A 22,014-nucleotide genomic window follows, 5' to 3' on the forward strand; every position below is an offset into this window, starting at 1 on the left:
GACCGGCACATGAGATTTCATCGCCGGTCTTTTTTGTGCGTGTTTTTATTTGTATGAGGATTAAAAATCACGCTTTAGAAATTCCACCTTTGAAATTCCACCGTGGAAATTACAGCGTCGAAATTCCACCGTGGAAATTACAGCGTCGAAATTACAGCGTCGAAATTACAGCGTCGAAATTACAACGTGGAAATCACGCTTGAACATTATCCCCAAAAATCACGCCTGAAAATCACGCCTAGAAATCACACCCAAAAAAATCACACCTAGAAATCACCCGGCGCGCATTGCAAACAGGTCAGACCCATGTCGCGCCATTTATCGACAACCCGTCGACGGTCATCAACCACAAGCCAGGGGTTAAACCCGTCTGATATGATTTGCGCCAGAAGGTCTTCTTTGACTTCCTCGTCGGTGCGATGATCGGCATCTTCGGGGCGCAGATACATGCCATCAAACGGGATATCATGGGCGCGCAGCCATGCTTCGGATCGATGTTGCCAACCGGCCGGACGGCCTGAACAAATCACAATCGCGTGGCCTGATGCGTGCAGGATGCGCAGCAACCGTTCGATATTTTCAATCGGCTTGGCCAGATCCATGGCGTCAAAAAACGCATCCCATTGTTTTTCCACACCATGAACCAGATGCCCCAAAGCATCGGCGTCGAAATGCGCAAGTGTTCCATCCATGTCAAACACCACCGCATCGCGCATATCTTGCGCGGTTTGAGGGGTGCTTTGCGCATCGGCTTCGGGCTTGGTCACGCGGAAATCTCCTTGATCATTGTTTCGGTCAAATAGTCATATTCCCAGCCGGTCTGTGCCGGGCGGAACAGGATCGGGGTGGCGTTTGGCACACGCGGGCCATCGGCGTCAAAGCCGGTCATATAGAGAATGCAGCGCGCCACACCGGAATGGGCGACAATCACGGTCAGTTCATCACTGACTTCGGCCAGGGCCTGTTGCATGGCAAAGGAAACCCGCTGACACATGGCATCGAACCCTTCGCCGTTTGGCGGGGTTTCAAACCGCGGGCAAAGTTCACCAACCGGGCGTCCTTCGAGATCGCCCCAATGGCGTTCGCGCAATCCGTCCAGAACGTGGGCGGTATAATCGGGCAAAGCTAATTGTGCCGTTTTGCGTGCGCGGTCCTGCGGGCTGACATAGACCGACTGCCAAGTTCCCTGCGCCATCAAGGGGGCAATCGCACTTGCCTGCGCACGACCTGTTTCATTCAGGGGTGGCTCGCTGGAACCGGCAATGATGCCAGCCCGGTTGGCACCGGTTTCGCCGTGGCGAATGAAAACAAAGGGCACCTTGGGAAAGTCGAACTTCTCAGGGGCATAAATCATGACCGGGCATCACCGTTTTTTGGAAAAAGAACTCGCACTACAAATAGAACCGATCGGCGAGCTGTAACCGTCCATCAAACCCGTCGACAAGACCAAAATCCTCTGGCCGGCTGTTAAAAAGCGGCACAACCTGCATCGCATGACATTCATTGGCCAGTTTAATCACATGATTTGCCAATGGGTGCACATTCCAGCGCCGGAAATGCGCATGGCCCTTTTCAACCATTTTCCGGGCCTCAATCGGCATAAACCCGGTGAAAATCACATGCGCACTTGATCCCATCCGCCCGGCATCACGCCAAAGATCAATCAGTTCCCGCGCCTTGCCAAAAGTTGCACAGGGCGCATGACACAGCAAAAGCCGGGCATCCGGATTAAAATGCTTTGCCTTGTCTTTCAGGTTTCGCAACCGCCGGATCGCATCCCCATCAACATAATCAGATCCATGGGCATCAAGCACCTGTTTGACCTGCCCGTAACATCGATCATCCATCGACCAGTCGGTCAGGCCATGGCGTTCAAACAACAACGCCATTTCTGCCGCCCGTCCACTGGGTGGTACGGGAAACAGGATTTGGCCTTCAAGTTTGGTCATGGTGGTCAGAAGGCTATCGATGCGGACCTGCTGGGTCAGTTGTTCCATCCCGTAAGACGCATCAAGCAGAACCGTTGCGGCATCGGGCGGCGCGTCATAGAGGAAATAATCCGATTCTTGACAGAAATCACCTGAATAGAGTACCCCGCCACCCAGTTCGAAATGCAACCACACCCCGCCAAAGGAATGACCGGTGCGTCCGGTTGTCACCGTCACACCATCGACCTGAATTTCCCCAACGGGCGGCAATGGAATGACATTGGCCCCCTTGGGCAATGATTTCGCGGTGACTTCGGTGCAATAAATCGGAAGACCGGCGGCAACAATTTCATCGGCCGCCCCGATATGATCGATATGATCATGGGTGATGAAAACAGCGTTAACTTTATTGAGCCACGCCGGATCAAACCCCTGATCGCTTTCCGGCCCCACCCCGCAATCAAGCAGCCAGCGCCGGTTAAAAAATTCAAGCCGTAAACAAGCCGGGCCTTTTTCGCCAAGGCCTGAAAGAACACGCATGCGGGCAGACATCAGGCGGCCTCACCTTGCAGTCGGTCAAAAACCCAACCATCGGAAACCTTTAACCCGACCTGTTCGCCAATGCGGGCACGGCGGGTGGCATATACCGGAAGTGTTTGATGATCATTGACCCGGACGGACAACCGGAACCGCCCGCCAAGATAAACGCAATCTTCAACCAATCCCCGCAACGGCGCGCCATCTTCGACCCAGACATCTTCAGGGCGCAGGCACAATCCCGCCTGCCCGTTAATATGCCCACCGGCCAGTTTCGGGCAAATGCGTGCCGCAATTTCGGCATCGCCCAAGCGCACCGAACATGTCCCGCCGGTTTGAAGTGCGACGTCGCGCACCGGCAACACCGCCCCCGCCCCGACAAACCCGGCCACCATCAAGTCGGCGGGTTCGCGGTAGAGCGTTTCCGGGGCGGCCATCTGGCGAATATGGCCCTTATCCATCACGGCAATCCGGTCAGCCATCGCCATGGCTTCGGCCTGATCATGGGTGACGTAAATCATGGTTGCCCCGGTACGGCGATGGAAATCAAGAAATGCCTGTTGCATGGTTTCACGCAAATGCACATCCAGATTGGCCAACGGTTCATCAAGCAGAACCGCACGCGGTTCCATCACAAGGCACCGCGCCAGTGCCACACGTTGACGTTGCCCGCCGGAAAGTTCCGAAGGGTTGCGATCGGCATAGGGTTCAAGCGCAACGATGTTAAGGGCTTCGGCAATGCGGCGATCGCGTTCGGCCCGACCAACGCCGCGGACTTCAAGCGGATAGCCGACATTGCGCGCAACCGACATATGCGGCCACAGGGCATAGGATTGAAAGACAATCCCCAGATTGCGATCTTCGGGGCTGATCATGATGGCGTCTTGCGGGCTTGCCACCACCTGCCCGCCCAGCGAAATCACCCCGCCATCGGGTTCTTCAAACCCGGCCAGAAGACGCAGCAATGTGGTTTTGCCACATCCTGACGGCCCCAACAGGGCAACGAATTCACCATCGGCAATATCAAGGGATACCTGATTGACCGCACGATAATCGCCAAAGCATTTGGTAATGCGCGAAAGATTTATGTCTGCCATGGCACAACTCCCTTGGGCAAACGACGCGAAGCCAACTGAAAACAGCTCATCAACGCGATCACCACCAGCACGACCAGAACCGCCACGGCCGAGGCCAGAACGGTGTCGCCACTGTCATCAAGATTGAAAATCAAAACACCCAGCGTTTCAGTGCCCGACGACCACAAAAGGGCCGAAACGGTCAGTTCGTTAAACGCGGTTAAAAACACCAACAACGCCCCCGCTGCCGCCGACGGCGCCGCCAGCGGCAAAAGGACATCGCGCAACCGGCGCAACAACCCTGCGCCGCAGGCCTGGGCGGCTTCTTCGAGGGCGGGGTCAAGCTGGCTAAAGCTGTTCATCACCGGACGCAGGGCAATCACCAGGAACCGTGCGAGATAGGCGATAAAGATAATGCCAAGGGTGCCATACAGGCTGACATCCAAAAGCGGAATGCGGATGAACAGCAAGATGCAGGCAATCGCCAACACCACACCGGGCAGCGCATAGGGCACTTCGACCAGAAGATTGATCAGTTTGGTCAGGTTCGATGGCCGTCTGACCATCACATAGGCCAAAGGCAAACAGACCAGAACCAAAGTCACCGCCGCGCTGACCGAGAGCACAAAGCTGTTTTGAAAGGCCCGGATGGTCGAGGGCTGCACGAACAGGATTTCGTAGAAGGCCGCAAAACTGTAATTGCTGAAATTCAGTTTCACGCCAAAGGCCGGAACCAGCGAGGTTGCAATCAATGCCATCAAGGGCACGACTAGAATGACCACAAGCACCGTCCAAAGAACGGTTTCAATCAGGTTCCGCCGTGCGCCCAACCGGATATCAAGCGGGCGTCCAACCATGCCCATCAAACGGTAATCGCGTTTGGACAATAGCCGGTGATGCAGGGCAACACCGCAAATCGCAATCGCCCCGATCAGCATGGCAAGAACGGAAACTTCACCCAGAACCGACGGGCCAAAACCGGCAAGCTTTTGATAGATCAAGGTCGGCAAGGTCGGATAATTGGCCGGAATGCCCAGCATGGCCGGAATGCCGAAATTGCCAAGGGCGGTAACAAAGGCCATCGCGGTTCCGGCAATCAATCCCGGACTGGTCAGCGGCAAGATGATTTGCCACCACAAACGCCCACCGCGCGCACCCGCCAGACGGGCGGCTTCGATCTGTTCACGCGGGAGCATGCGCAAATTCGCCCGTAATGTCAGAAACACAATCGATGCATGCTGGATCCCCAACAGCAATGCGATGCCTTCGGCAGAATAAAGCGGCTGGGGCGATCCCATGGCCGGTGCGATGCCAAAGGCGTTTAAAAGCGCGCTGCTTGGCCCGGTCAGTTGCACCCAACTGAGTGCTGTGATCTGTGGCGGGATCATCATCGGGATCATGAAACAGAACACGAGTGCGGCCTTGGCCCGAACATCCGTCAGGGCGACCAGAAAGGCAAACGCCCCGCCAATCAAAAGCGAAATGATCGTGCCAAGACCGGCGGTATAGAGGCTATTGCCCGTGGCCTGCCAGGTTGAGCCTGATCCCAGGACATCGCGGACATAGTCAAAGGACGGCACCCCGCCGATGACAACACCTTCAAAGGCAAGCCGGACAATCGGCAGAATGGAAATCACAAAGACCGGCACCAACAACCCGTAAAGCAACCGGTCGGATGACCGGTTGCCTTGATTACGGGCGGTTACGCCGGGCAGAAAGCCGCGAAGGCGACCTGTTGCCTGCATTACTCAGCCCCGAAGATATCAGCGAATTTCTTTTTGTTCGCTTCGGCCTGTTCAAGGGCAATCGCCGGATTGAAAGCCATCAGTTTGATGTCTTTACGGGCCGGGAAACCTTCTGGAAGCGCCATGTCATTACGGGCCGGGATATAGCCCATATCAAGCACCAGTTTCTGACCGGCATCCGAGAGAACGAAATCAACAAACTTGTGGGCCGCATCAACGTTCTTGGCGTCTTTCATGATCGCGACCGGTTCGGTCACATAGGTCACACCTTCTTTCGGGAAGACGAAATCAACCGGCGATCCTTTGGCTTTGCCACGGATGGCAAGGAAATCGACAACCACGCCATAAGGTTTTTCACCCGATGCGACGGCCTTGAACGTGCCGCCGTTACCACCCTGTGCGCGGGCTTCATTGGCTGCCAGTGCCTGATAGTAATCCCAGCCAAGGTCTTTGTTCTCGGTCAGGGTGGAAAGGTGAATAAGAGCCGCACCGGAATAAAGCGGGCTTGGCATGACAAGCTGGTTTTTAACCGCCGGATCAGACAGATCGGCCCAGGAAGTCGGGGCTTTGACCGCGGTGTTGTAAACGATACCGGTGGTGATCAGTTTGGTGGAATAATAATATCCCTCGGCATCATAGAGCGCGTCTTCATATGATTTTGCTTCGCCGGATTTATAAGCCTGAAGCTGACCTTCCTGCTTAAGGCCTTCGAGCGTTACGGTATCGGCAATCAGAAGCACGTCCGGGCGCGGATCGCCTGCGGCAATTTCAGCACGCAATTTCGCCATCAGTTTGGTGGTGCCGTCACGGACCCACTCAACTTCAACATCCGGGTTGGCAGCCATAAAGGCATCAACAGTGGTCTGGGCATCCTGGGTCGGCTGGCTGGTATAGACAACAAGCTTTTCAGCAGCCTGACCAACAATCGGCAGCATCATTGCGGCAGAGGCCACCGCGGCAAGAAGAACGTTACGCATGATCGGCATCCCTAATTGAAATTGAGGTTTCGTTCGAAAACTGTTCGATCGGGAAGCTATCGGGATTTCGATTTCAGTTGTGTGACAACACCAAGAATTAAATGTTTCAACAGGTGCAACGGGCTTTCCAGCCACAATCAGGCCTGTCTATACTCCGGCACCAAACGAAACCACACCTTTCGAACGAAAGTATTTGTTGTGACTGAAACGCCCGATGCCGTGCCGCTTGATCGCCGCCGTGACCGTATTGTTGCGCTTGTAAAATCGTGTGGTTTTATGGCAGTCGAAGAGCTTGCACGCCGATTTAACGTATCGGTCCAGACCATCCGCACCGATTTGCGTGATCTGCAAGAACAGGGGCGCGTGTTTCGCCGCCATGGTCTGGCGGGTCCCGCCCCCGATCCGGATAATTCGGCCTATGAAAAACGCGAAGTCTGGAACCGGTCGGGCAAAATGGCGATTGCGGCCAAGATTGCCGAACTCGTCCCCGAGGGCTGCACGATTGCGATTGGCACCGGCACCACCGCCGAACTGGCAGCACAGCATTTATCATCGCACCGCAATTTAACCGTGCTGACCAATAATCTGCATGTGGTGATGACTTTGCAAAACGCGCCGAATGTCACCTTGCGTATGGCGGGTGGGACGGTGCGCACACGTGATCTTGATATCATCGGGGCCGATAGTGCCGATTTCTTTGGCAGCATGCGGGCCGATTTCGGGATTGTCAGTGTCGGGGGGATGTCAGATGAGGGTGATTTGCTTGACTTCAATATGGATGAAGTCCGCGCACGCCGGGCGCTTGTCGCCTGTTGCGATCACGCGATCCTGATGATCGACGAGAAAAAGGTTGGCCGCAAGGCGCTGTGCCGTGATGGCCACGCCAGCGATTACCAGACCGTCCTTCTAAACACCGCACCGGGCGATGCGCTGCAACGTGCCTTGGTCAAGGCACGCAGTCAGATTGTGGTTGTGAGATGACCACTCTGCAGTCGAATCGCACAAATTGAAGTTCGAAAATAAGCCTCGGACAATTTTATAGCGAATTCACAACCAACCAATGCAATTTACTGGCTCCGTTTCGAATAATAAATATCTTTATAAAATCAGATAGATAGCCAATAAAAAGCACCCCATCGCAGCGAGCTGTTAACATTTGCTTAATTTTCTTTAATCTGTCGTTAATCGCTATCTCCCCTGATTACTATTTCACGATCATCAAGATGATTTCGAAAATCACATACTTAGGTAAACGGTCAGTGTCATCTTACGATCCCAGATCTGTCGCGAACTTACTGCTGGACCAAGCAGAAACTTTTGGAGTCCAAGTAACAAACTTGGCCCTACAGAAGCTCCTCTATTTCGCCCATGGCGCATTTTTGATTCGAGAGAAAAAACCTCTAGTTTCAGGATACTTTGAAGCTTGGACATATGGGCCAGTTCATCCCGCCGTATATAAGTCCTTCAAGTCTGCAGGGTCGTCCCCTATCGAATTCAGAGCTGAAGGGAAAAATATTGTTACAGGTGGGCGCTACGCGCTAACTCTACCCGATGATAACGCCGTTAACTCGGTAATATCTGCGATCACAAAGAGTTACGGTCAATTATCGCCCGGAATGCTTGTAGATATCTCCCACGCACCAAATTCTCCGTGGGATATTGTGAAAAACAAAAGCAGAACAGACGTTGCATTTGGCCTTAGAATACCGGATACTTTAATTTCAGCTAATTTTAGACACCATAAGGTGCGTGTAGGGACAGAGCCAAATGTAGGAGAACCACTTGAAGATAAGCCGATTGCCGGATACCGACCTAGCACGAATTGCCCCACTTACTTTAGATGAACAAATTAAACAACTCAGGTTGATACGCGAGAAAGAAATTCGCATGTCGTATCAACAACTGCGAAGCGTGCTTCCAGAGTTGTTCAATATGGGATCAGATTTGCTTGGTCCATCAAAGCCATCCCCTTGGAAATTCATAGCTAAACGGCTGCAAAAAAAATGCCGTAGGGGCATTGAGCTTGAAGCAAATTTACGAGCAGCCAAAAGCCTTTATCAGTATGCTAATTCGGAAGGCATACATGCGCTAAAGCAAGAGTTTCCACCCCTTCGCCTTGGCATACATCAAGAAGTTCGCTTTTGGCAGCAAATGCTTATACTGATTGATGGGAAACCATTTATTCCGTTTATCGAACCCCGCACTTCGTATGGCCTATCTAATGACGGGCGAGTTTTCGCTTTCTCAATGATGCACGAGCACATTAGGGCGTCAGACCCCGACTACTCGGATGTCGGCTTTACTATTTTCCAACTCGGCAAGCCCAGTAAGAACCCCGACACTGGTGAAAAAACTCGCTCCACTCGAGTATATTTCGACCATTCTGTGGACTTGTTGTCTATGGAAGAATTAGAAAAGATGGCCGCAACAACTTATGGTCTCTGGGCTGAGGTTTTGGCAGAAAAAGATGCTCCTGCTGCTCCAGCCACAGGAACTGGGGGACTGCTACTGTAAATTTCTAACATACAAGCGTCGCATCTTCGCTGACGACCATATCCCCATCGACATGCAGCGTATGGTTCGGGGCAACGGCGGTCCAGCTATCGGCGTCGGTATCGAGTGGTTCGGAGACGACAATCACATGATCATCGCGTTTGCGCCAATAAAGCGATGGTGGTTTATCGTCACTGGCATGACGGATCGCACAGATGCTTTTGCCATTTGAAAGACAGGCGGTGAACCGAAACGGGGCTTTTGCGCCGCGGATTTTCATTTCATTTTCCACGACTTCAATGGTGTGGCGGATGGCGCGGTGCGGGTCGTCTTTCAGGCCAAGGGTCAGCATCAGGCAGAAAATAAGTTCGCTGTCGGTTGATCCTTGCCGACCGTCATAAAATTCATCTGACACCATGCCTTCAAGCGATCGGCGTACCAACGGGTAATCGCCGATCTGACCGTTATGCATGAACAGATAATTGTCATGAGCAAACGGATGGCAATTGGTCCGGCTGGTGTGGGTGCCGGTTGATGCGCGGACATGGGCGAAGAACAACCCGGATCGAATATGATGGGCAAGGGAACGTAAATTCGGATCGTTCCATGCCGGAAGGATTTCCCGGTACAGCCCCGGGGTGGTGCGTTCATCATACCAGCCAAGGCCAAAACCATCGCCATTGGTGGGTGTTTTGGCCTGTTCGGCATGCAGGCTTTGATCGACCAGTGAATGGCGTGGTTCAAACACCAGTTTTTCAAGATAAACCGGATCACCGACGTAACTCAGCCAACGACACATATTCTGCCCCCCGAAGCATTAATTCTGACGGCGCACATCTAAGCCGGATTAATACAGTATGGTCAATGTGATATTATGCTTCTTGCCGCTGATTTTAAGACATGGCGGTAACGAAGGACCCTGTTCGCAAAAAGAACAATAAACCACTTGCCAACCCCGGTGATTGACCGTATTTTCCGCGCCACAAAATGAATCGTGCTGGCGTAGCTCAGCTGGTAGAGCAACGCATTCGTAATGCGTAGGCCGTAGGTTCGAATCCTATCGCCAGCACCATTTTGTAGATGCAAAAACCCGCCAAGGTACAGCGTGCTGTTCTTTCGGCGGGTTTTGTGTTTCCAGGCTCAGGACCCAGGGTGTCGAATATGCGCCAAGTTGGCTTGGAATGAGCCCCATTTCCAAATGCATTCCGAATTCGCAATCGCTGATTGCGCTGCCCCCGTTTGCGCAATCTTTTCACATTCCCGCGTGCGAAGCGTCTTTTTGCAAGGAACCGTTTAAATCCTTGCAGATCAATTGCGGCTGAAAACTTCGCCCCTTTGTCTGCTGCAAGAGCAATACTGGGGAATGCATGCATGACAGACAGTGACGCGCCCAAACCAGATCAGGCCAAGAGCAACACCAGCACACCTGATACGGGCGACACCCAGCAGGGATCCCCGAGCACGCCTGCGAAAACAGATGAACCGCAGGTCGCGCTGGAAGTCATGGCCGCCCTGTGTCGGGAATTTGGTCTGGCGGGTTTGCCATCCGATGCGTCTGACAATCTGTTTTCCCCGGCTTCCCAAGGCGGGTCGCAGGACGCGCCGAGCGAAACCGCGTTTGAAATCATTCAGCGGTTCCTGTTTGACGGTGAGAGCAAAAGCGGCGCGGGTGGCACGGGTGGCGCGGCAGGCACAGGATCAACCGCACACACCGCACCGACACCGAATTTCAATGACAGCATCCCTGATCCGGCAAACATCATCGCCAGAGCGACCGGTCTTAACTTTCCGTCCGCCCCTGATAAAAGCGAGGCATCCACAATGAGCACTCTTAATTCCGAGACTTCTGAAACCTCCACCGAGGGCACAACAGCGCAATGGGGGCTTCGCACCAGCCATCGCGACGGCAGCACGACGGATATGAGCGGGCCGGTGATCAAGGATGATATGTTTCGCACCGCCATGCCATGCTTACAGGGCAATGCCACGGCGGATGCAGATACGCCCGACTGGGCGATCAAGATGACGCAAGGATTGCCGTTATCGCCGGGCCGCACAAATGCCCAAAGTGCGATTGGCGCAAAGCTGAGTGCTGCGGACATTCCCGCGACGTTAAGTAAATGGCGCGTTGACGTGGGGCCGTCACCGGATGCGCAGAGCCAACTTTCGGTGTCCTTGCCGACATCTGCACCATCGCAATTGCGCGCGCTTTTGTGTGACACAACCGCAACCGATGACAGCAGCCCGCAACTGTCCGACGTTCCGAGCTATGGCGGCGGCCCCTTTGCGCTTCATCTTGAACAATCGATTGGATCAATATCGAGCGAAGCTGTGCCCAATCTGGCCCTGATCCGTTTGGTCTTTGCCGATCGTGCGCCGATCCCGGCCCAGCTTGAATATATTGGCACCCTGCCCAGCCCGATTATTGGCGGGGCCATTATGGTTGCGCCAAATTACAGCATCCCGTTCCGGGCCCAGATCACCCCGCCAAGCGACGGCGACAAGGGGGCGGGGCTTGTGATTTTGGTGCAATATAATCAGGAAACCAGCTTTAACGTCACAGCCCAACTTCTGACCGAAACAAAAACCACCACACCAACCGCCATTCTGAGCTGTGTGGCGCAAGGCGACAATGCCGCCTGTCGCGCGGCAAGCATGGTTGCCAATGCCAATGGTCGTCTGGAAACCAGCCTGACCGGACTGGCCGAGATCCCCGATGATGCCGGGCTTGCGACATACGGATTTATTCTGCCACCAGATCCGGCGGATGCGCAAACGGATGCAAAACCGCAATCAGGCAGCACCGCAACCGGCACTGCGGATCAAGATGCATCTTCTGAGGATGCTGCGGCTGATCCCACAAAAGGTAGCGACACATCAGCACAGGCTCCAAGCAAGGCGTCGGGCGCAAGCTCCAAGGCCAGCAGCACGGCAAGCGCAAGCAAACCCGCCAAGGGTGCTGCAAGTACCAAAGGAGATGCTTGATGTCGGGTCAGGCACCAAATGACAAGGCCACCGCCAGCGGCCGCAAGGATGCTGTCAGAAAGGCCTTCAATCAGGAATATATGGCAACCCAGCAGGCCATGACCGAGGCCGCAGAACGTGCGCGCACCCAAGTCCTGGAACAGCGACATACCATTGCCAACCATGCCGAAGACGTCAAAGCCGGAACCAAGACCCCGCAGCCCCCGATTGGCCGGCAAAAAGGTGCGCCGCATATGGCGTCCGATCCGAACCGGCACGGGGATCAACAGGTGATGTTTGATATTGCCACTGAAATTCGCAATCTCATCACCCGTGAAATTGATCAACGCATGCAGGTATTGTCAGCAAAGGTGGAAACCGCACTTGCCAATGCCTTTCCAGCACAAGACCACGCAGCAACATCCGATCCGGCACACAGCAAACGCACAACAGGCGGCAACCGTTCAGCCAAAAAACCTTAAACAATCTGAATTGGTTGCCCACTGAGGCCCGCCTGACATGACATCAGGCACATCTGCCCTGAGAAACAAGGACAGATCGAACACACCGCCCAAGACCAATAAAAAGCGCGAAAACGTGCAGTTTAGCGTCCCATTCGTGCCCACAGCCATACCAAGCAGGCTGCAACGACGTGCGTCATGACACAACTTAAAGATGTAGAAACTATTTATTTCACAATCTTTTTCAAAGTGCGTCATAATAAGCGCCGTGAACTTAATCAGCCTAAGGTTGCATTCCATCAACTGGAGGGGTCTATAGTGCAGAACGAAAAGAACACCCAACAAGATGCGGCTACCCTGACTGAGACCGAACTTAAATTCGCACACTGCCTTGAGCAAACCCTGAATCAGGCCTTGGGTGATGGCGATAATGTCACATCGATCTGGTCGCGGTTAAAACCCGATCAGCGCGCACGTATCGCCGAAGATTATCTGGCAAAGCTGCAAGAAACCGGTGCCAGCCCGGACGTCAGCGGCACTGCCGCGAGTTTTCTGCAGGACGGTTTTGATCGATATGCCGATCTGGATGCGGGCTTTCTCACCCAGCCATCGGGAAAACCCCCGTTGCAGCAACACGCTCCGGCCAGCGAACCCAACCGATCAAACCAAAATCCCGGGCCAAGCAGGGCGGAGCATCCCTACAGCCCCCCACCGGGGTATCCTGCGGATTTCAATCCGCTTGCCGGGTTCCCGGGATTGGAGCCATCGACCACAGGCCCACGCCCCGAAGACATTATCGCAGGGGCGTTGCCGGGATTTGGCACACCGCCCGGCGTAAATCCGGTTGATATCCTGCGGGGTATTTTGCCAAACGGGTTGGAACGAACGAATTTACGCCAGCCAACACCGGGCGCGCCAGAGACACCAGCGCCAATCCCAACACCGGCCCCGGCATTTCCCGAAGCACCGGTCTGGCCCACCCCGTCCAGTCATCCTGATCAACATGACCAACATGCCGATGCGCAGGTTCCAAGCGACCTTCATCCGCAAACCGGTCCGGCAGCGCCGAATTTCTGGCCATTGTGGATTGATCAGCAGGACAATCTTTTAAAACAATGCCTGAAACTGATGTCGGGCAATATGGATGACGCACAGGATGCGCTGTCCGAAGCGATGGTAAAGGCATCTGTCAAATTTGAAGATTCGATGGATGAAATCCGCAACCACCGCGCCTGGCTGTCGCGGATTGTCCATAATGCCTGCATTGATTTGCATCGCCAGAACCGGCGCAAAGCCGAATATCACGAAGAAACCCACAGCAGCGCCGATACCCCGGCATCCCCGATGACGGCCCCGACCATTCCGAGCCCGGAAGAATCTTATTTGACGGGTGAGCGCATGGATCAGCTCGAAACAGTTCTTCTGGCGATGCAGGAAAAACTGCGCAAACCGCTTTTGATGCGCTGCGTGCAGGATCGCAGTTATGACGAAATTGCACAGGCGCTGGGCCTAAGCAATTGCGCCGTGCGCAAACGCGTCCAACTGGCGCGAGAACACCTGAAAGGGTCCGGCATTCAATAGCCAGAATATCGGCCAACGACATGCCGTTTTTAAAAGAAAAAATCGGCAAATAAATCGAAAAGAAGCGTCACAACCCCATAGCACCGACGTCTTTAGACTGAAAACGGGACGGCGAAACCCCGTCAGGATCACAACAGCAAGCAGCACATAGTACAAGCACACGAAGGAGACTTTACAATGGCGATTCCGACCCCCGTAAATGGTCAGATCACTGATGCAGTCACCCAGGCTAACGTGAAAGTTCTGGGCGAAGCCCCGGCAATGGCAATGGGCTCGATCTTCCAGTCCCTCGCACATTCCACCGGCATTCTTTATGAAAACGCCGTCAGCGCACAGCAGCAGATCGGCATCACCTCGCAGGCCGCCACCAATCAGGGCGTCATCCAGATCTATTCGGTCGACACGATGGCAGATTCTGTTGCGACCTCCAAAATTGCCAAAAGCGACGTGCCCGACAATATGCTTTCGCTTTTGACCGCACTTCAGGCGACCAAAGGCTGATCCATCTTCAGGATCTTGCCCATCGGGTCACTTTCAAATCGGGCGGTCGTTTCCATCAGCGACCGCCCGATTTTATGTAAGGCGCACAAGCCCTTACGCCGCCCATGTTTTTGCACAAGTTCCGTCACAACCAATCAGGCCCCCCGTCATTTGACTGATCCCGCAAACCACGCGGAAAAGGGCCGGATTCCGGCACTTCTTTAGGCAACCAGGAGATACACAATGGCTGATAACACTCCGGTCAATGGCATGATTACCGACGCTGTCACCCAGGCCAATGTAAAGGTCATGGGCGATGCGCCGGCAATGGCCATGGGCTCGCTTTACCAGTCGCTGGCGCATTCTCATGGCATTCTCTATGAGAACGCTGTCAGTACCCAGCAACAGGTCGGCATTTCTTCTCAGGCAGCCACCAATCAGGGCGTCATTCAGGTTTACTCTGTCGACACCATGGCTGGTGCAGTGGCCACATCCAAGCTTGCAAACAGCGACGTTCCCGACAATATGCTTTCGCTGTTGTCGGCGCTCAAAGCAACGACCGGCACTTCTGTGTCGTAACACCAGATTGGTTTCGCCGCCGAACCAGCCCGGCATGCAAAAGCTTGCCGGGCTTTTTCTTTCACAAACCCTTTTTCCCCACGTCATACCGGTAAGTTCCCAAACCGCTATCCAAGGAGACGGACATGCCATCGGCACCATCTGAGCAAGACGGTACGCAATCCCAACAGGCCCAAGCCAGTCCGACCGCCGAACAGTCGTATCAGCAGGTCTCCGACCAGATTACCGACAGTGTCTCGATGACCAATGTCGCCACCCTTGGTGTTGGTCCGGGCTATGCGGCACTGCAGTCAATGCTTGGTCAGGCACAATCACAAAATGTCCTGATGGCAAATATGGTTTCCGCGCAAAAGCAAAACGCAATGATCGGCATGACCACCATGAGCCAAAGCGTTCTGCAAATCATGAATCGTCGTAACCAGTAAGGATCACAGCGATGAGCAATCCCAACGAAGTGGACGCGCAAATCACCGACAGCGTCACCCAGACCAATACATCCGTGATTGGCAATGGCCCGGCCATGGGCACCATGCAGTCCTATTTGTCGCAAGCACAGGCACAGGGCATCTTGTTTGCCAACATGGTCAATGAACAGCAACAGCTGTCGGTTGCCAGCCTTGCGACCACGATGGAATGTGCGAAATCGACACTTTCCGTTCAGGACAGCAAACCAAATTTTTTTACCAGAGCCATGCAGAATATGGCCCCGCAGAGCGCACCGGGGACACCGGGTACACCGGCCAAGCCGGATCCGAACCACAACCCGACCTGAGCGCCATATTGGCAAGCCAGGCAAAAGGCACCGGCGCGCCGCCCGCGGATGAAGAACATTGGTATCAAAGTGCCTGGGGCAATATCGACAAGCAGTTTCTTGCCGATGGCTATGAAACCGCCGATGACCTTAATGCGCAGGGCGACGGGCCATATGACGAGGGCGGTGAGATGACAGAGGGCGAAACATGAGCAACATCGTCAATCCACAAGTCACCGATGCAGTCACCCAGACCAACGTCAAGGTTCTGGGTGAAAGCCCGGCACAGGCGGTGTCGATGGCCCTGCAATCACATTCCCATGCCACCGGGCTTGCCATGGAAAACGCAACCCTGACCCAGGGCAATATGCAGCAAGTCGTCAATACATCGACATCCAAACTCGTCGCGATGATCACAGCCCAAGCGGGTTAGGCCAGTCGCACCGAGCAGGTGCAGGACAGCAAACGAATTTGATCACAATTCTTCGCATTATGCGTCTTAAGATGTGCGGTCATCCGGACCGCCTTTTCGGAGGATATCATGGCTATTCCAACCCCGGTGAACGGTCAGATTACCGACGCAGTTACACAGACTTCGGTCAGCGTACTTGCTTCCGCACCCGCAAATGCAATGGGTTCGATTTATCAAAGTGCCGCACATTCAACATCGATCCTGTTCCAGAACGCGGTTCAGGCCCAACAGCAGGCATCGATTTGTTCGCAGGCGGCAACCAATCAGGGCGTGATGCAGCTTTACTCGGTCAATACCATGGCCGGCGCACAGGCAACGGCCAAGCTTGGCCGATCTGACAACGCCGATACGTTATTGACACTCTTGGTTATTTTGGCAGCAACCCGCCGCTAGGCACCTGACCCGTCCGGTATTTCTGCGCCGGGCAATGGTCACAAACGCGAGGGCGTGAAATGGCAGACAACACCCCTGTAAATTCACAAATAACCGACGCCGTGACACAGACCAACGTCAAGGTCCTTGGCGAGGCGCCAGCACAAGCCATGGGGCTTGTGTATCAGACGATGGCACATTCCATCAGTCTGTCGATGCAAAACGCCATGCAAACGCAAGGCGGCCTGCAACAGATCGGCAATGCCGTTACATCAAGTGCGTGCAAAATGATCCTGGACAGTTCAGGTGGTGGCATGGGGGGTGGTGGCGGCACCAAATAGCGCACTGCCACAACCCGCCCTGCCATTCTTATGATCACGGCAGCAGCATCACGTGCACGGACACATCCACCAACCCCGCATGAGGTTTAAGATGGCAGACGAAGACAATACCGCAAAAGAAGCACCTGAAAGCCCGGATGCCAGTACCGATGATAAAAGCAGTGATGCGAGCGCATCCGGGGGTGGCGATGATGCCAAAAGTGCCGATAGCGGCAGCGCGGACAGTGATAGCAGCGCAGATGGTGCTTCTGCTGCGTCTGGTGCTTCTGGTTCGAATGCTGACAGCAACAGCGCATCGGATGGATCATCGGCAAGTGATCCGGATGTCAGCCCGCCCGGCCCGGCCAATACCCCACCGCTTAGCACCGCCCTTAACCCGCAAATTGTTCAGGCGGTCGGCACCACCAACCATGCGGTTCTGAATGGTGCTATTCCAGGCGCCAACGGGGTTGCCTATCAAAAGGTTGCGCAGGCCGCGGCCTATGCCGTTCAGGATTCCACCGATTATCTGCGCAATATCATGTCAATGGCTTCAGCCACCACCGGGGTTGCCATGCAACAGATGCTGGTGAAAAAAGAAGTCGATCCGTATGCGGACATCATCAAGGCAGCGACACAGGCCGTTACCGATGCGCAGAAAACATTCACCAATGTCGGTACATCGGCCAGCAGTGTGGTGAAGGATTTTGACAATCTCGCTTGAGTGAACATCAATGTTTCATGAAAAAGGCCAGAATCACAATCTGTGATCTGGCCTTTGTTGGTTCTGGAAGTCTTTGGACCCTAACCCGCGCGCATCAATTCGATCCGGTGGCAGGCTTCGGAGAAGTCCGGGGCAAACAGTTTGACGCTGACACCGGTTCCTTGCAGTTCATAAGCGCCCATCTCGACCGTCGGGCAGGAAATGAAGCTGGCGACGGTCTGGCTGACCAGAACGCGCTTGCCAAGCTGCTTGGTGAGTTGTTCGATCCGGGCGGCTTCGTTGGCGGCCTGACCGACCACCGTGAAATCAACGCGCTCCGAAACCCCGACATTGCCGTAAATCACATCGCCGACATGCATGCCCAGCCCGTAATCAAACGGCGGCTTGCCTTCTTCTTCGCGTTTGGCATTGAGATCGTCGATATTTAGCTGTGCTTCTGCTGCGGCATAGAGTGCAGAGATACAGGCATTTTCCAGATTGTTTTCATCATCATCAATCGGGAAAATCGCCAAGGTCGCATCACCGATATAGCGCAGCACCTGCCCGCCATGTTTCAGCACGGCCCCGGCTGTTGCCGCGAAGAAATCGTTCATTTCACCCAGAAATGCATCATCGCCAACATGGGTTGCAACCGAGGTGGAATTGCGCATGTCCGAGAACCAGATCACCGCACGTGTTTTGGTGCTGTCGCCCAGCTTGATCTGGCCATTGCGCACACGGGTTCCGGCATCTGATCCCAGATAGGTTTCAAGAATGGTGCTGGTTTCTTCGTGGTTGATCCGCATTTTACACGACACGGCAAAGCGACGCTGAATGCCCGACAGGATTGCAAGATCTTCGTCGGAAAAGCCACTTGGCCGACGGGTAAGATAGGTCATGAAGATGCGGTTGCTATCAAGCGTGCTGTCACGGTCGGTCACAAACGGCGTCATCAGCGCGTAATAGTCGGTCCCGCGATTGCGGCGGAAACTTTCCAGCACGGGGAAATCAAGAACAGCCCCCGGACCAATCAAATGACGACGCATGAAGCTGACATCATTATCGAGCATCCATTTCATCGGGCTTTCGGTCCAGTCCGTGTCCTGATCCCCGACCCCCATATGGGTGGAACGTTCGACGTCACCGGCTTCCTTTGACCAGATATAAGACACGCCTTCATAGAGCGGATGCAGGGTTTTAAACGCCACCATCACCCGGTCAACCGGAATGCCCGATGCGACAAGACGGCTGACCATGCCCGACAGAAGTTCGCTGATATCGGTATCATCAAGCGCACATTCCATGAGCCAGTCATTGACCGAGCGCACGAAACCGCGCGCAGCCTGGGCATTATTGGTCCCGGGTAACGACGTGACGATTGCGCTTTGGTTTTCAGAATTGCTCATTGGATGCTCCGTCCATTTTCATGCTGAATTGTTGCATTGCCGAGGGTCAGGACTCATTAATTTGATTGTAATGGCAGTCGTTACATTTGTGAAACACTAGAAAAAGCCCGTAGGGCGGGTTGGTATCCCGCACAAGGGATTTGACGCCGGAGTTCGCAAATATAACGACTGTCCTTCGGATCAATCGGATTTGCACGGACTACTTTGTCGCAAAACCTTGAAAGATGCACATCTTCCTGCGGCTTTGCTTCGCGTATCCGCACAAATCTGATTGACCATTCCAAACAAATTAATAAGTTCTGACCCTAGATAGAACAGCAATGCCATTTCGCAATTATTGATTTGGAAACAATCTATTTCCCGGCCCACAAATGACTATTGGTCATTAAATTTGCAAGGCCCAATTGACAAAAAATCATAAGCCGTTGAAATCTTGGATAACCTTAGGGTCAGGACCTATTAATTTGGTTTGAATGGCAGGCGTTATATTTGTGAAATACAAGGATAAAGCCTGCAGCGCGGGGTAATCCCCGAGCAAAGGGTTTAACGCAGGAGTTTGCAAATATAACACCTGTCCTGCGGATCACCCGGATTTGTACGGGCTACTTTGTCGCAAAACCTTGAAAGATGTATATCTTCCTGCGGTCTTGCTTCGCCTATCCGCACAAATCCGGGTGACCATTCAAACCAAATTAATAGGTCCTGACCCTAAAAAGGCAACCGTGATTTAAACCCCTATCAATGCCCCGCTGGCGGCAGATAGATCCGGGCCAAAAGCCCGCCCTGCGGCGCGTCTTCAAGGTATATTTCCCCACCATGGGCGCGAATGGCGGTTCGAGCAATCGCCATCCCAAGACCAATTCCCCCGGTGTCACGATTGCGTGATTCTTCAATTCTAAAGAATGGTTCAAACACCTGTTCGCGTTTATCAACCGGAATGCCCGGACCATCATCGGCAATTTCGATCCATAATCCGGCATCATCGGCATCGCGAACGGCAACTTCAACATGGTTGCCAAAGTTAAGGGCGTTGGCGATCAGATTGCCAAATGCCCGTTTGACCGAAAGCGGACGGCATGGATAGACCCGCGCATCGCCATCCCCGGTAAAGGAAATCGGGCGTCCGGTTTCGGCAAGGTCTTCAACAGCGGATTCAACCAAGGCCGTCATATTGATCTTGCGGGTTTCTTCATTTGCCGTTTCTTCACGGGCAAAAGCCATGGCCGCTTCGACCATCTGTTCCATTTCATTGAGCGTTTCAATAATCCGCGCACGGTTTTCCGGATCATCGACAAATTCGGCCCGCAACCGAAGGGACGTGATCGGCGTGCGTAGATCATGTGAGATCGCGGCCAACATCCGGGTGCGGTCTTCGACAAATCGTTTCAAACGCGCGGTCATCCGGTTAAAGGCCTTGGCCGCACGTCTGATTTCAATCGCCCCGGTTTCAGGAACCGGTTCAGGATAATCCCCACGCCCGACCCGGTCTGCGGCACGTGCCAATACTCCCCATGACCGCGAAATTCGACGCGCAAGGAAGAAAGCAATAACAGCAATTACAAGGGCCGATAAAAGTACGCGCAGCAAATTATCAAACACAAACCACGGCGGCGGAACAACCCCGCCAATCACGGCCTCAAGCCAGATTGTCGGGCCCGCATTGGCCGCATCAGAATTGGGGGCATCCACCCCTGACACAGTCGAGGTAATTGGAACAACAAGCTGCATCACAGGTGCTGCATGGCAATCAAATCGTTCCAGATAACGCAAAGACCAAGGCGCTTTTTCTTCGCCCTTATGGTGTGGCTTATCGCGCCCGCGTGCGGACAAGGATTCTTGTCGGGTCTCCATCGCGTCTTCAAGGGCGTCTTCTGCATCTTCATGATCGGCCACGTCGGACTGAGATTCCACTTGTGGTTCAGGCTGTCCATTCAGACCATCGAGATGGGCCTTCTGCGCCTTGCGAAGCGATTTTCTTTCCGCCCAGCAGGCATCTTCCGAGAGAATATTGACCCATCCCGGTACATCAACCGATGTTGCAAGGAAATCGTTCAGACGCCCTGTGAGCCTATCCGAATTCAAGCCGTTCCTGATTTCAAAGCTTGGCGTATCAACAAGGCGCAGACGAGTTTGCGGCGATTGCGCGACACGCAATACATCGTGCCAGTTTTCCTGTGGCGTCGTAGTCAGAATGCGCGATATCGCAGCAATACGGGTCAAGGCATTGCCGCGCCGCTCAGACGCCAACGCATCCCGGCGTTCTTCGGCCAGCAACACGCCCAACACAATATGGGTCAGGATAATCGCCCCCAGCAACAGACAGACAAGCTGTGCGGTCAGGCTTTGTGGCCAAAGGCGTTTGATCAAGCGGCGCCTGGTCATTTTTCGACCACCTCGCAGGTAAACATATAGCCCCCACCCCACACGGTTTTGATCAAAACCGGGTTCTTGGCATCAGGTTCAATTTTTTTGCGCAGACGGCTGACCTGATTATCAATGCTGCGATCAAACGGGACGGCTTCGCGCCCACGGGTAAGGTCAAGCAACTGATCACGGTTAAGCACCATATTGGGATGTTCGACAAAGGCACACAGCAACCCGTATTCCCCGGAACTGAGCGGCAAGACAACATCATTGCCATCGCGCAATTCATGGCGCGTGCGATCGAGAACCCAACGATCAAAATGGACTTCGCCACTTGGCAGTGGTCCTTTGCGCCCGACGGGCAAACTTTGCGCACGGCGCATCACCGCCTTGATCCGCGCAAGCAATTCACGCGGGTTAAACGGCTTTGCCAAATAATCATCCGCGCCCATTTCAAGGCCAATGATCCGGTCGGTTTCTTCGCCAAGGGCGGTCAGCATCACCACAGGCACATCATGATTTTCGCGCAGCCAGCGACATAGGCTCAGCCCGTCTTCACCGGGCATCATCAAATCAAGCACGATCAGATCGGGCGAAAGATCATCGGCCATCATGCGGCGCAATTCGCGCCCGTCCGATGCCAATGACACGCGGTATTCGTGCTGACGCAAATAACGCCCCAAAAGATCGCGAATATCACGGTGGTCATCGACAACAAGAATGTGGGGCTGGTCGCTCATAAATGGTCCTGTAACTGAAACGGTTTTCTCATCCTAACCTAGCGCGTTGGTAATCGGGGCAGAAA

Annotated in this window: 25 protein-coding genes and 1 tRNA gene; 16 read left to right on the forward strand and 10 right to left on the reverse strand. The window is 54.0% G+C overall.

Going from position 1 to position 22,014, the window contains the following annotated elements; all coding sequences use genetic code 11:
- Positions 1-266: 266 nt before the first annotated feature.
- From ACQ0MK_RS10115 to ACQ0MK_RS10140, 6 genes are read right to left on the reverse strand one after another with little or no spacing between them, the layout of a single operon-like run.
- On the reverse strand, positions 267-767 hold the full coding sequence (locus tag ACQ0MK_RS10115; protein ID WP_430475901.1) for an HAD family acid phosphatase: 501 nt from the start codon (positions 765-767) through the stop codon (positions 267-269).
- A complete protein-coding gene (locus ACQ0MK_RS10120) occupies positions 764-1,354 on the reverse strand; it encodes a histidine phosphatase family protein (RefSeq protein WP_430475902.1) in 591 nt (196 codons plus the stop codon). Before ACQ0MK_RS10120 ends, ACQ0MK_RS10115 begins: the two co-directional genes overlap by 4 nt.
- Positions 1,355-1,391: 37 nt before the next feature.
- On the reverse strand, positions 1,392-2,480 hold the full coding sequence (locus ACQ0MK_RS10125; protein ID WP_430475903.1) for an MBL fold metallo-hydrolase: 1,089 nt from the start codon (positions 2,478-2,480) through the stop codon (positions 1,392-1,394).
- The gene (locus tag ACQ0MK_RS10130; RefSeq protein WP_430475904.1) at positions 2,480-3,562 is read right to left on the reverse strand and encodes an ABC transporter ATP-binding protein; all 1,083 of its coding nucleotides are present in this window, start codon (positions 3,560-3,562) and stop codon (positions 2,480-2,482) included. Before ACQ0MK_RS10130 ends, ACQ0MK_RS10125 begins: the two co-directional genes overlap by 1 nt.
- The gene (locus ACQ0MK_RS10135; RefSeq protein ID WP_430475905.1) at positions 3,550-5,286 is read right to left on the reverse strand and encodes an ABC transporter permease; all 1,737 of its coding nucleotides are present in this window, start codon (positions 5,284-5,286) and stop codon (positions 3,550-3,552) included. The genes ACQ0MK_RS10130 and ACQ0MK_RS10135 overlap by 13 nt, the downstream gene beginning before the upstream one ends.
- Positions 5,286-6,263: an ABC transporter substrate-binding protein gene (locus ACQ0MK_RS10140; protein ID WP_430475906.1), complete on the reverse strand. Its 978-nt coding sequence runs from the start codon at positions 6,261-6,263 to the stop codon at positions 5,286-5,288. Before ACQ0MK_RS10140 ends, ACQ0MK_RS10135 begins: the two co-directional genes overlap by 1 nt.
- A gap of 198 nt (positions 6,264-6,461) precedes the next feature.
- Between ACQ0MK_RS10140 and ACQ0MK_RS10145 the strand changes: the two genes are divergently transcribed.
- The 3 genes from ACQ0MK_RS10145 to socB all read left to right on the forward strand — a co-directional run bounded on the left by ACQ0MK_RS10145 (position 6,462) and on the right by socB (position 8,777).
- Positions 6,462-7,244 carry a DeoR/GlpR family DNA-binding transcription regulator gene (locus ACQ0MK_RS10145; protein ID WP_430475907.1) on the forward strand — a complete coding sequence of 261 codons (783 nt, stop codon included), beginning with the start codon at positions 6,462-6,464 and terminating at the stop codon, positions 7,242-7,244.
- A 242-nt stretch (positions 7,245-7,486) separates the two neighbouring features.
- Positions 7,487-8,107, forward strand: coding sequence for a type VI toxin-antitoxin system SocA family antitoxin (gene socA / locus ACQ0MK_RS10150; protein ID WP_430475908.1), 621 nt, complete (start codon positions 7,487-7,489; stop codon positions 8,105-8,107).
- Positions 8,046-8,777 carry a type VI toxin-antitoxin system SocB family DNA replication inhibitor toxin gene (gene socB, locus ACQ0MK_RS10155; protein WP_430475909.1) on the forward strand — a complete coding sequence of 244 codons (732 nt, stop codon included), beginning with the start codon at positions 8,046-8,048 and terminating at the stop codon, positions 8,775-8,777. The genes socA and socB overlap by 62 nt, the downstream gene beginning before the upstream one ends.
- A gap of 4 nt (positions 8,778-8,781) precedes the next feature.
- Here the strand turns inward: socB and ACQ0MK_RS10160 are convergent, their stop codons facing one another.
- Positions 8,782-9,555 (reverse strand): class II glutamine amidotransferase, encoded by a 774-nt coding sequence (locus tag ACQ0MK_RS10160; RefSeq protein ID WP_430475910.1) that lies wholly within the window; start codon positions 9,553-9,555, stop codon positions 8,782-8,784.
- A 197-nt stretch (positions 9,556-9,752) separates the two neighbouring features.
- Here ACQ0MK_RS10160 and ACQ0MK_RS10165 point away from each other — a divergent pair.
- From ACQ0MK_RS10165 to ACQ0MK_RS10225, 13 genes are all read left to right on the forward strand, one after another.
- Positions 9,753-9,828 (forward strand) — tRNA-Thr (locus ACQ0MK_RS10165).
- A gap of 299 nt (positions 9,829-10,127) precedes the next feature.
- Positions 10,128-11,741 carry a hypothetical protein gene (locus ACQ0MK_RS10170; RefSeq protein ID WP_430475911.1) on the forward strand — a complete coding sequence of 538 codons (1,614 nt, stop codon included), beginning with the start codon at positions 10,128-10,130 and terminating at the stop codon, positions 11,739-11,741.
- On the forward strand, positions 11,741-12,202 hold the full coding sequence (locus ACQ0MK_RS10175) for a hypothetical protein (protein ID WP_430475912.1): 462 nt from the start codon (positions 11,741-11,743) through the stop codon (positions 12,200-12,202). Before ACQ0MK_RS10170 ends, ACQ0MK_RS10175 begins: the two co-directional genes overlap by 1 nt.
- 297 nt (positions 12,203-12,499) lie before the next feature.
- Positions 12,500-13,762, forward strand: coding sequence for an RNA polymerase sigma factor (locus ACQ0MK_RS10180; RefSeq protein WP_430475913.1), 1,263 nt, complete (start codon positions 12,500-12,502; stop codon positions 13,760-13,762).
- Positions 13,763-13,939: 177 nt separating this feature from the next.
- Complete coding sequence (locus ACQ0MK_RS10185) at positions 13,940-14,263, forward strand: RebB family R body protein (protein WP_350045427.1); 324 nt, start codon at positions 13,940-13,942, stop codon at positions 14,261-14,263.
- Positions 14,264-14,485: 222 nt separating this feature from the next.
- Positions 14,486-14,821, forward strand: a complete 336-nt coding sequence (locus tag ACQ0MK_RS10190) for a RebB family R body protein (protein WP_350045426.1) — start codon at positions 14,486-14,488, stop codon at positions 14,819-14,821.
- 125 nt (positions 14,822-14,946) lie between these two features.
- On the forward strand, positions 14,947-15,246 hold the full coding sequence (locus ACQ0MK_RS10195; protein WP_430475914.1) for a RebB family R body protein: 300 nt from the start codon (positions 14,947-14,949) through the stop codon (positions 15,244-15,246).
- A gap of 11 nt (positions 15,247-15,257) precedes the next feature.
- Positions 15,258-15,593 carry a RebB family R body protein gene (locus tag ACQ0MK_RS10200; protein WP_430475915.1) on the forward strand — a complete coding sequence of 112 codons (336 nt, stop codon included), beginning with the start codon at positions 15,258-15,260 and terminating at the stop codon, positions 15,591-15,593.
- A gap of 8 nt (positions 15,594-15,601) precedes the next feature.
- Positions 15,602-15,784 carry a hypothetical protein gene (locus ACQ0MK_RS10205; protein ID WP_430475916.1) on the forward strand — a complete coding sequence of 61 codons (183 nt, stop codon included), beginning with the start codon at positions 15,602-15,604 and terminating at the stop codon, positions 15,782-15,784.
- Positions 15,781-16,005 carry a RebB family R body protein gene (locus tag ACQ0MK_RS10210; RefSeq protein ID WP_350045422.1) on the forward strand — a complete coding sequence of 75 codons (225 nt, stop codon included), beginning with the start codon at positions 15,781-15,783 and terminating at the stop codon, positions 16,003-16,005. The genes ACQ0MK_RS10205 and ACQ0MK_RS10210 overlap by 4 nt, the downstream gene beginning before the upstream one ends.
- A 108-nt stretch (positions 16,006-16,113) precedes the next feature.
- Positions 16,114-16,437, forward strand: a complete 324-nt coding sequence (locus tag ACQ0MK_RS10215) for a RebB family R body protein (RefSeq protein ID WP_350161394.1) — start codon at positions 16,114-16,116, stop codon at positions 16,435-16,437.
- A gap of 59 nt (positions 16,438-16,496) precedes the next feature.
- Positions 16,497-16,757: a RebB family R body protein gene (locus ACQ0MK_RS10220; protein ID WP_350045420.1), complete on the forward strand. Its 261-nt coding sequence runs from the start codon at positions 16,497-16,499 to the stop codon at positions 16,755-16,757.
- 91 nt (positions 16,758-16,848) lie between these two features.
- Positions 16,849-17,460, forward strand: coding sequence for a hypothetical protein (locus ACQ0MK_RS10225; RefSeq protein WP_430475917.1), 612 nt, complete (start codon positions 16,849-16,851; stop codon positions 17,458-17,460).
- A gap of 80 nt (positions 17,461-17,540) precedes the next feature.
- On the opposite strand, the gene ACQ0MK_RS10230 is transcribed toward ACQ0MK_RS10225, so the two are convergent.
- From ACQ0MK_RS10230 to ACQ0MK_RS10240, 3 genes are all read right to left on the reverse strand, one after another.
- Positions 17,541-18,845, reverse strand: a complete 1,305-nt coding sequence (locus ACQ0MK_RS10230; protein ID WP_430475918.1) for an adenylate/guanylate cyclase domain-containing protein — start codon at positions 18,843-18,845, stop codon at positions 17,541-17,543.
- Positions 18,846-19,583: 738 nt separating this feature from the next.
- Entirely contained in the window at positions 19,584-21,227 is a 1,644-nt protein-coding gene (locus ACQ0MK_RS10235; protein ID WP_430475919.1) for an ATP-binding protein, read from the reverse strand.
- Positions 21,224-21,949 carry a response regulator gene (locus ACQ0MK_RS10240; protein WP_430475920.1) on the reverse strand — a complete coding sequence of 242 codons (726 nt, stop codon included), beginning with the start codon at positions 21,947-21,949 and terminating at the stop codon, positions 21,224-21,226. The genes ACQ0MK_RS10235 and ACQ0MK_RS10240 overlap by 4 nt, the downstream gene beginning before the upstream one ends.
- Positions 21,950-22,014: the final 65 nt, after the last annotated feature.

The organism is Thalassospira lucentensis, assembly GCF_050516545.1.
Taxonomy (GTDB): domain Bacteria; phylum Pseudomonadota; class Alphaproteobacteria; order Rhodospirillales; family Thalassospiraceae; genus Thalassospira; species Thalassospira lucentensis_C.

Bases quoted from the DNA above. Each gene is read 5' to 3' on its own strand.
- ACQ0MK_RS10225 (WP_430475917.1), top strand. From the start codon at position 16,849: ATGGCAGACGAAGACAATACCGCAAAAGAAGCACCTGAAAGCCCGGAT.
- ACQ0MK_RS10130 (WP_430475904.1), bottom strand. From the start codon at position 3,562: ATGGCAGACATAAATCTTTCGCGCATTACCAAATGCTTTGGCGATTAT.
- ACQ0MK_RS10185 (WP_350045427.1), top strand. From the start codon at position 13,940: ATGGCGATTCCGACCCCCGTAAATGGTCAGATCACTGATGCAGTCACC.
- ACQ0MK_RS10230 (WP_430475918.1), bottom strand. From the start codon at position 18,845: ATGAGCAATTCTGAAAACCAAAGCGCAATCGTCACGTCGTTACCCGGG.
- ACQ0MK_RS10160 (WP_430475910.1), bottom strand. From the start codon at position 9,555: ATGTGTCGTTGGCTGAGTTACGTCGGTGATCCGGTTTATCTTGAAAAA.
- ACQ0MK_RS10140 (WP_430475906.1), bottom strand. From the start codon at position 6,263: ATGCGTAACGTTCTTCTTGCCGCGGTGGCCTCTGCCGCAATGATGCTG.
- ACQ0MK_RS10135 (WP_430475905.1), bottom strand. From the start codon at position 5,286: ATGCAGGCAACAGGTCGCCTTCGCGGCTTTCTGCCCGGCGTAACCGCC.
- ACQ0MK_RS10195 (WP_430475914.1), top strand. From the start codon at position 14,947: ATGCCATCGGCACCATCTGAGCAAGACGGTACGCAATCCCAACAGGCC.
- ACQ0MK_RS10220 (WP_350045420.1), top strand. From the start codon at position 16,497: ATGGCAGACAACACCCCTGTAAATTCACAAATAACCGACGCCGTGACA.
- ACQ0MK_RS10210 (WP_350045422.1), top strand. From the start codon at position 15,781: ATGAGCAACATCGTCAATCCACAAGTCACCGATGCAGTCACCCAGACC.
- ACQ0MK_RS10170 (WP_430475911.1), top strand. From the start codon at position 10,128: ATGACAGACAGTGACGCGCCCAAACCAGATCAGGCCAAGAGCAACACC.
- ACQ0MK_RS10215 (WP_350161394.1), top strand. From the start codon at position 16,114: ATGGCTATTCCAACCCCGGTGAACGGTCAGATTACCGACGCAGTTACA.
- ACQ0MK_RS10120 (WP_430475902.1), bottom strand. From the start codon at position 1,354: ATGATTTATGCCCCTGAGAAGTTCGACTTTCCCAAGGTGCCCTTTGTT.
- ACQ0MK_RS10175 (WP_430475912.1), top strand. From the start codon at position 11,741: ATGTCGGGTCAGGCACCAAATGACAAGGCCACCGCCAGCGGCCGCAAG.
- ACQ0MK_RS10125 (WP_430475903.1), bottom strand. From the start codon at position 2,480: ATGTCTGCCCGCATGCGTGTTCTTTCAGGCCTTGGCGAAAAAGGCCCG.
- ACQ0MK_RS10235 (WP_430475919.1), bottom strand. From the start codon at position 21,227: ATGACCAGGCGCCGCTTGATCAAACGCCTTTGGCCACAAAGCCTGACC.
- ACQ0MK_RS10240 (WP_430475920.1), bottom strand. From the start codon at position 21,949: ATGAGCGACCAGCCCCACATTCTTGTTGTCGATGACCACCGTGATATT.
- socA (WP_430475908.1), top strand. From the start codon at position 7,487: ATGATTTCGAAAATCACATACTTAGGTAAACGGTCAGTGTCATCTTAC.
- ACQ0MK_RS10200 (WP_430475915.1), top strand. From the start codon at position 15,258: ATGAGCAATCCCAACGAAGTGGACGCGCAAATCACCGACAGCGTCACC.
- ACQ0MK_RS10190 (WP_350045426.1), top strand. From the start codon at position 14,486: ATGGCTGATAACACTCCGGTCAATGGCATGATTACCGACGCTGTCACC.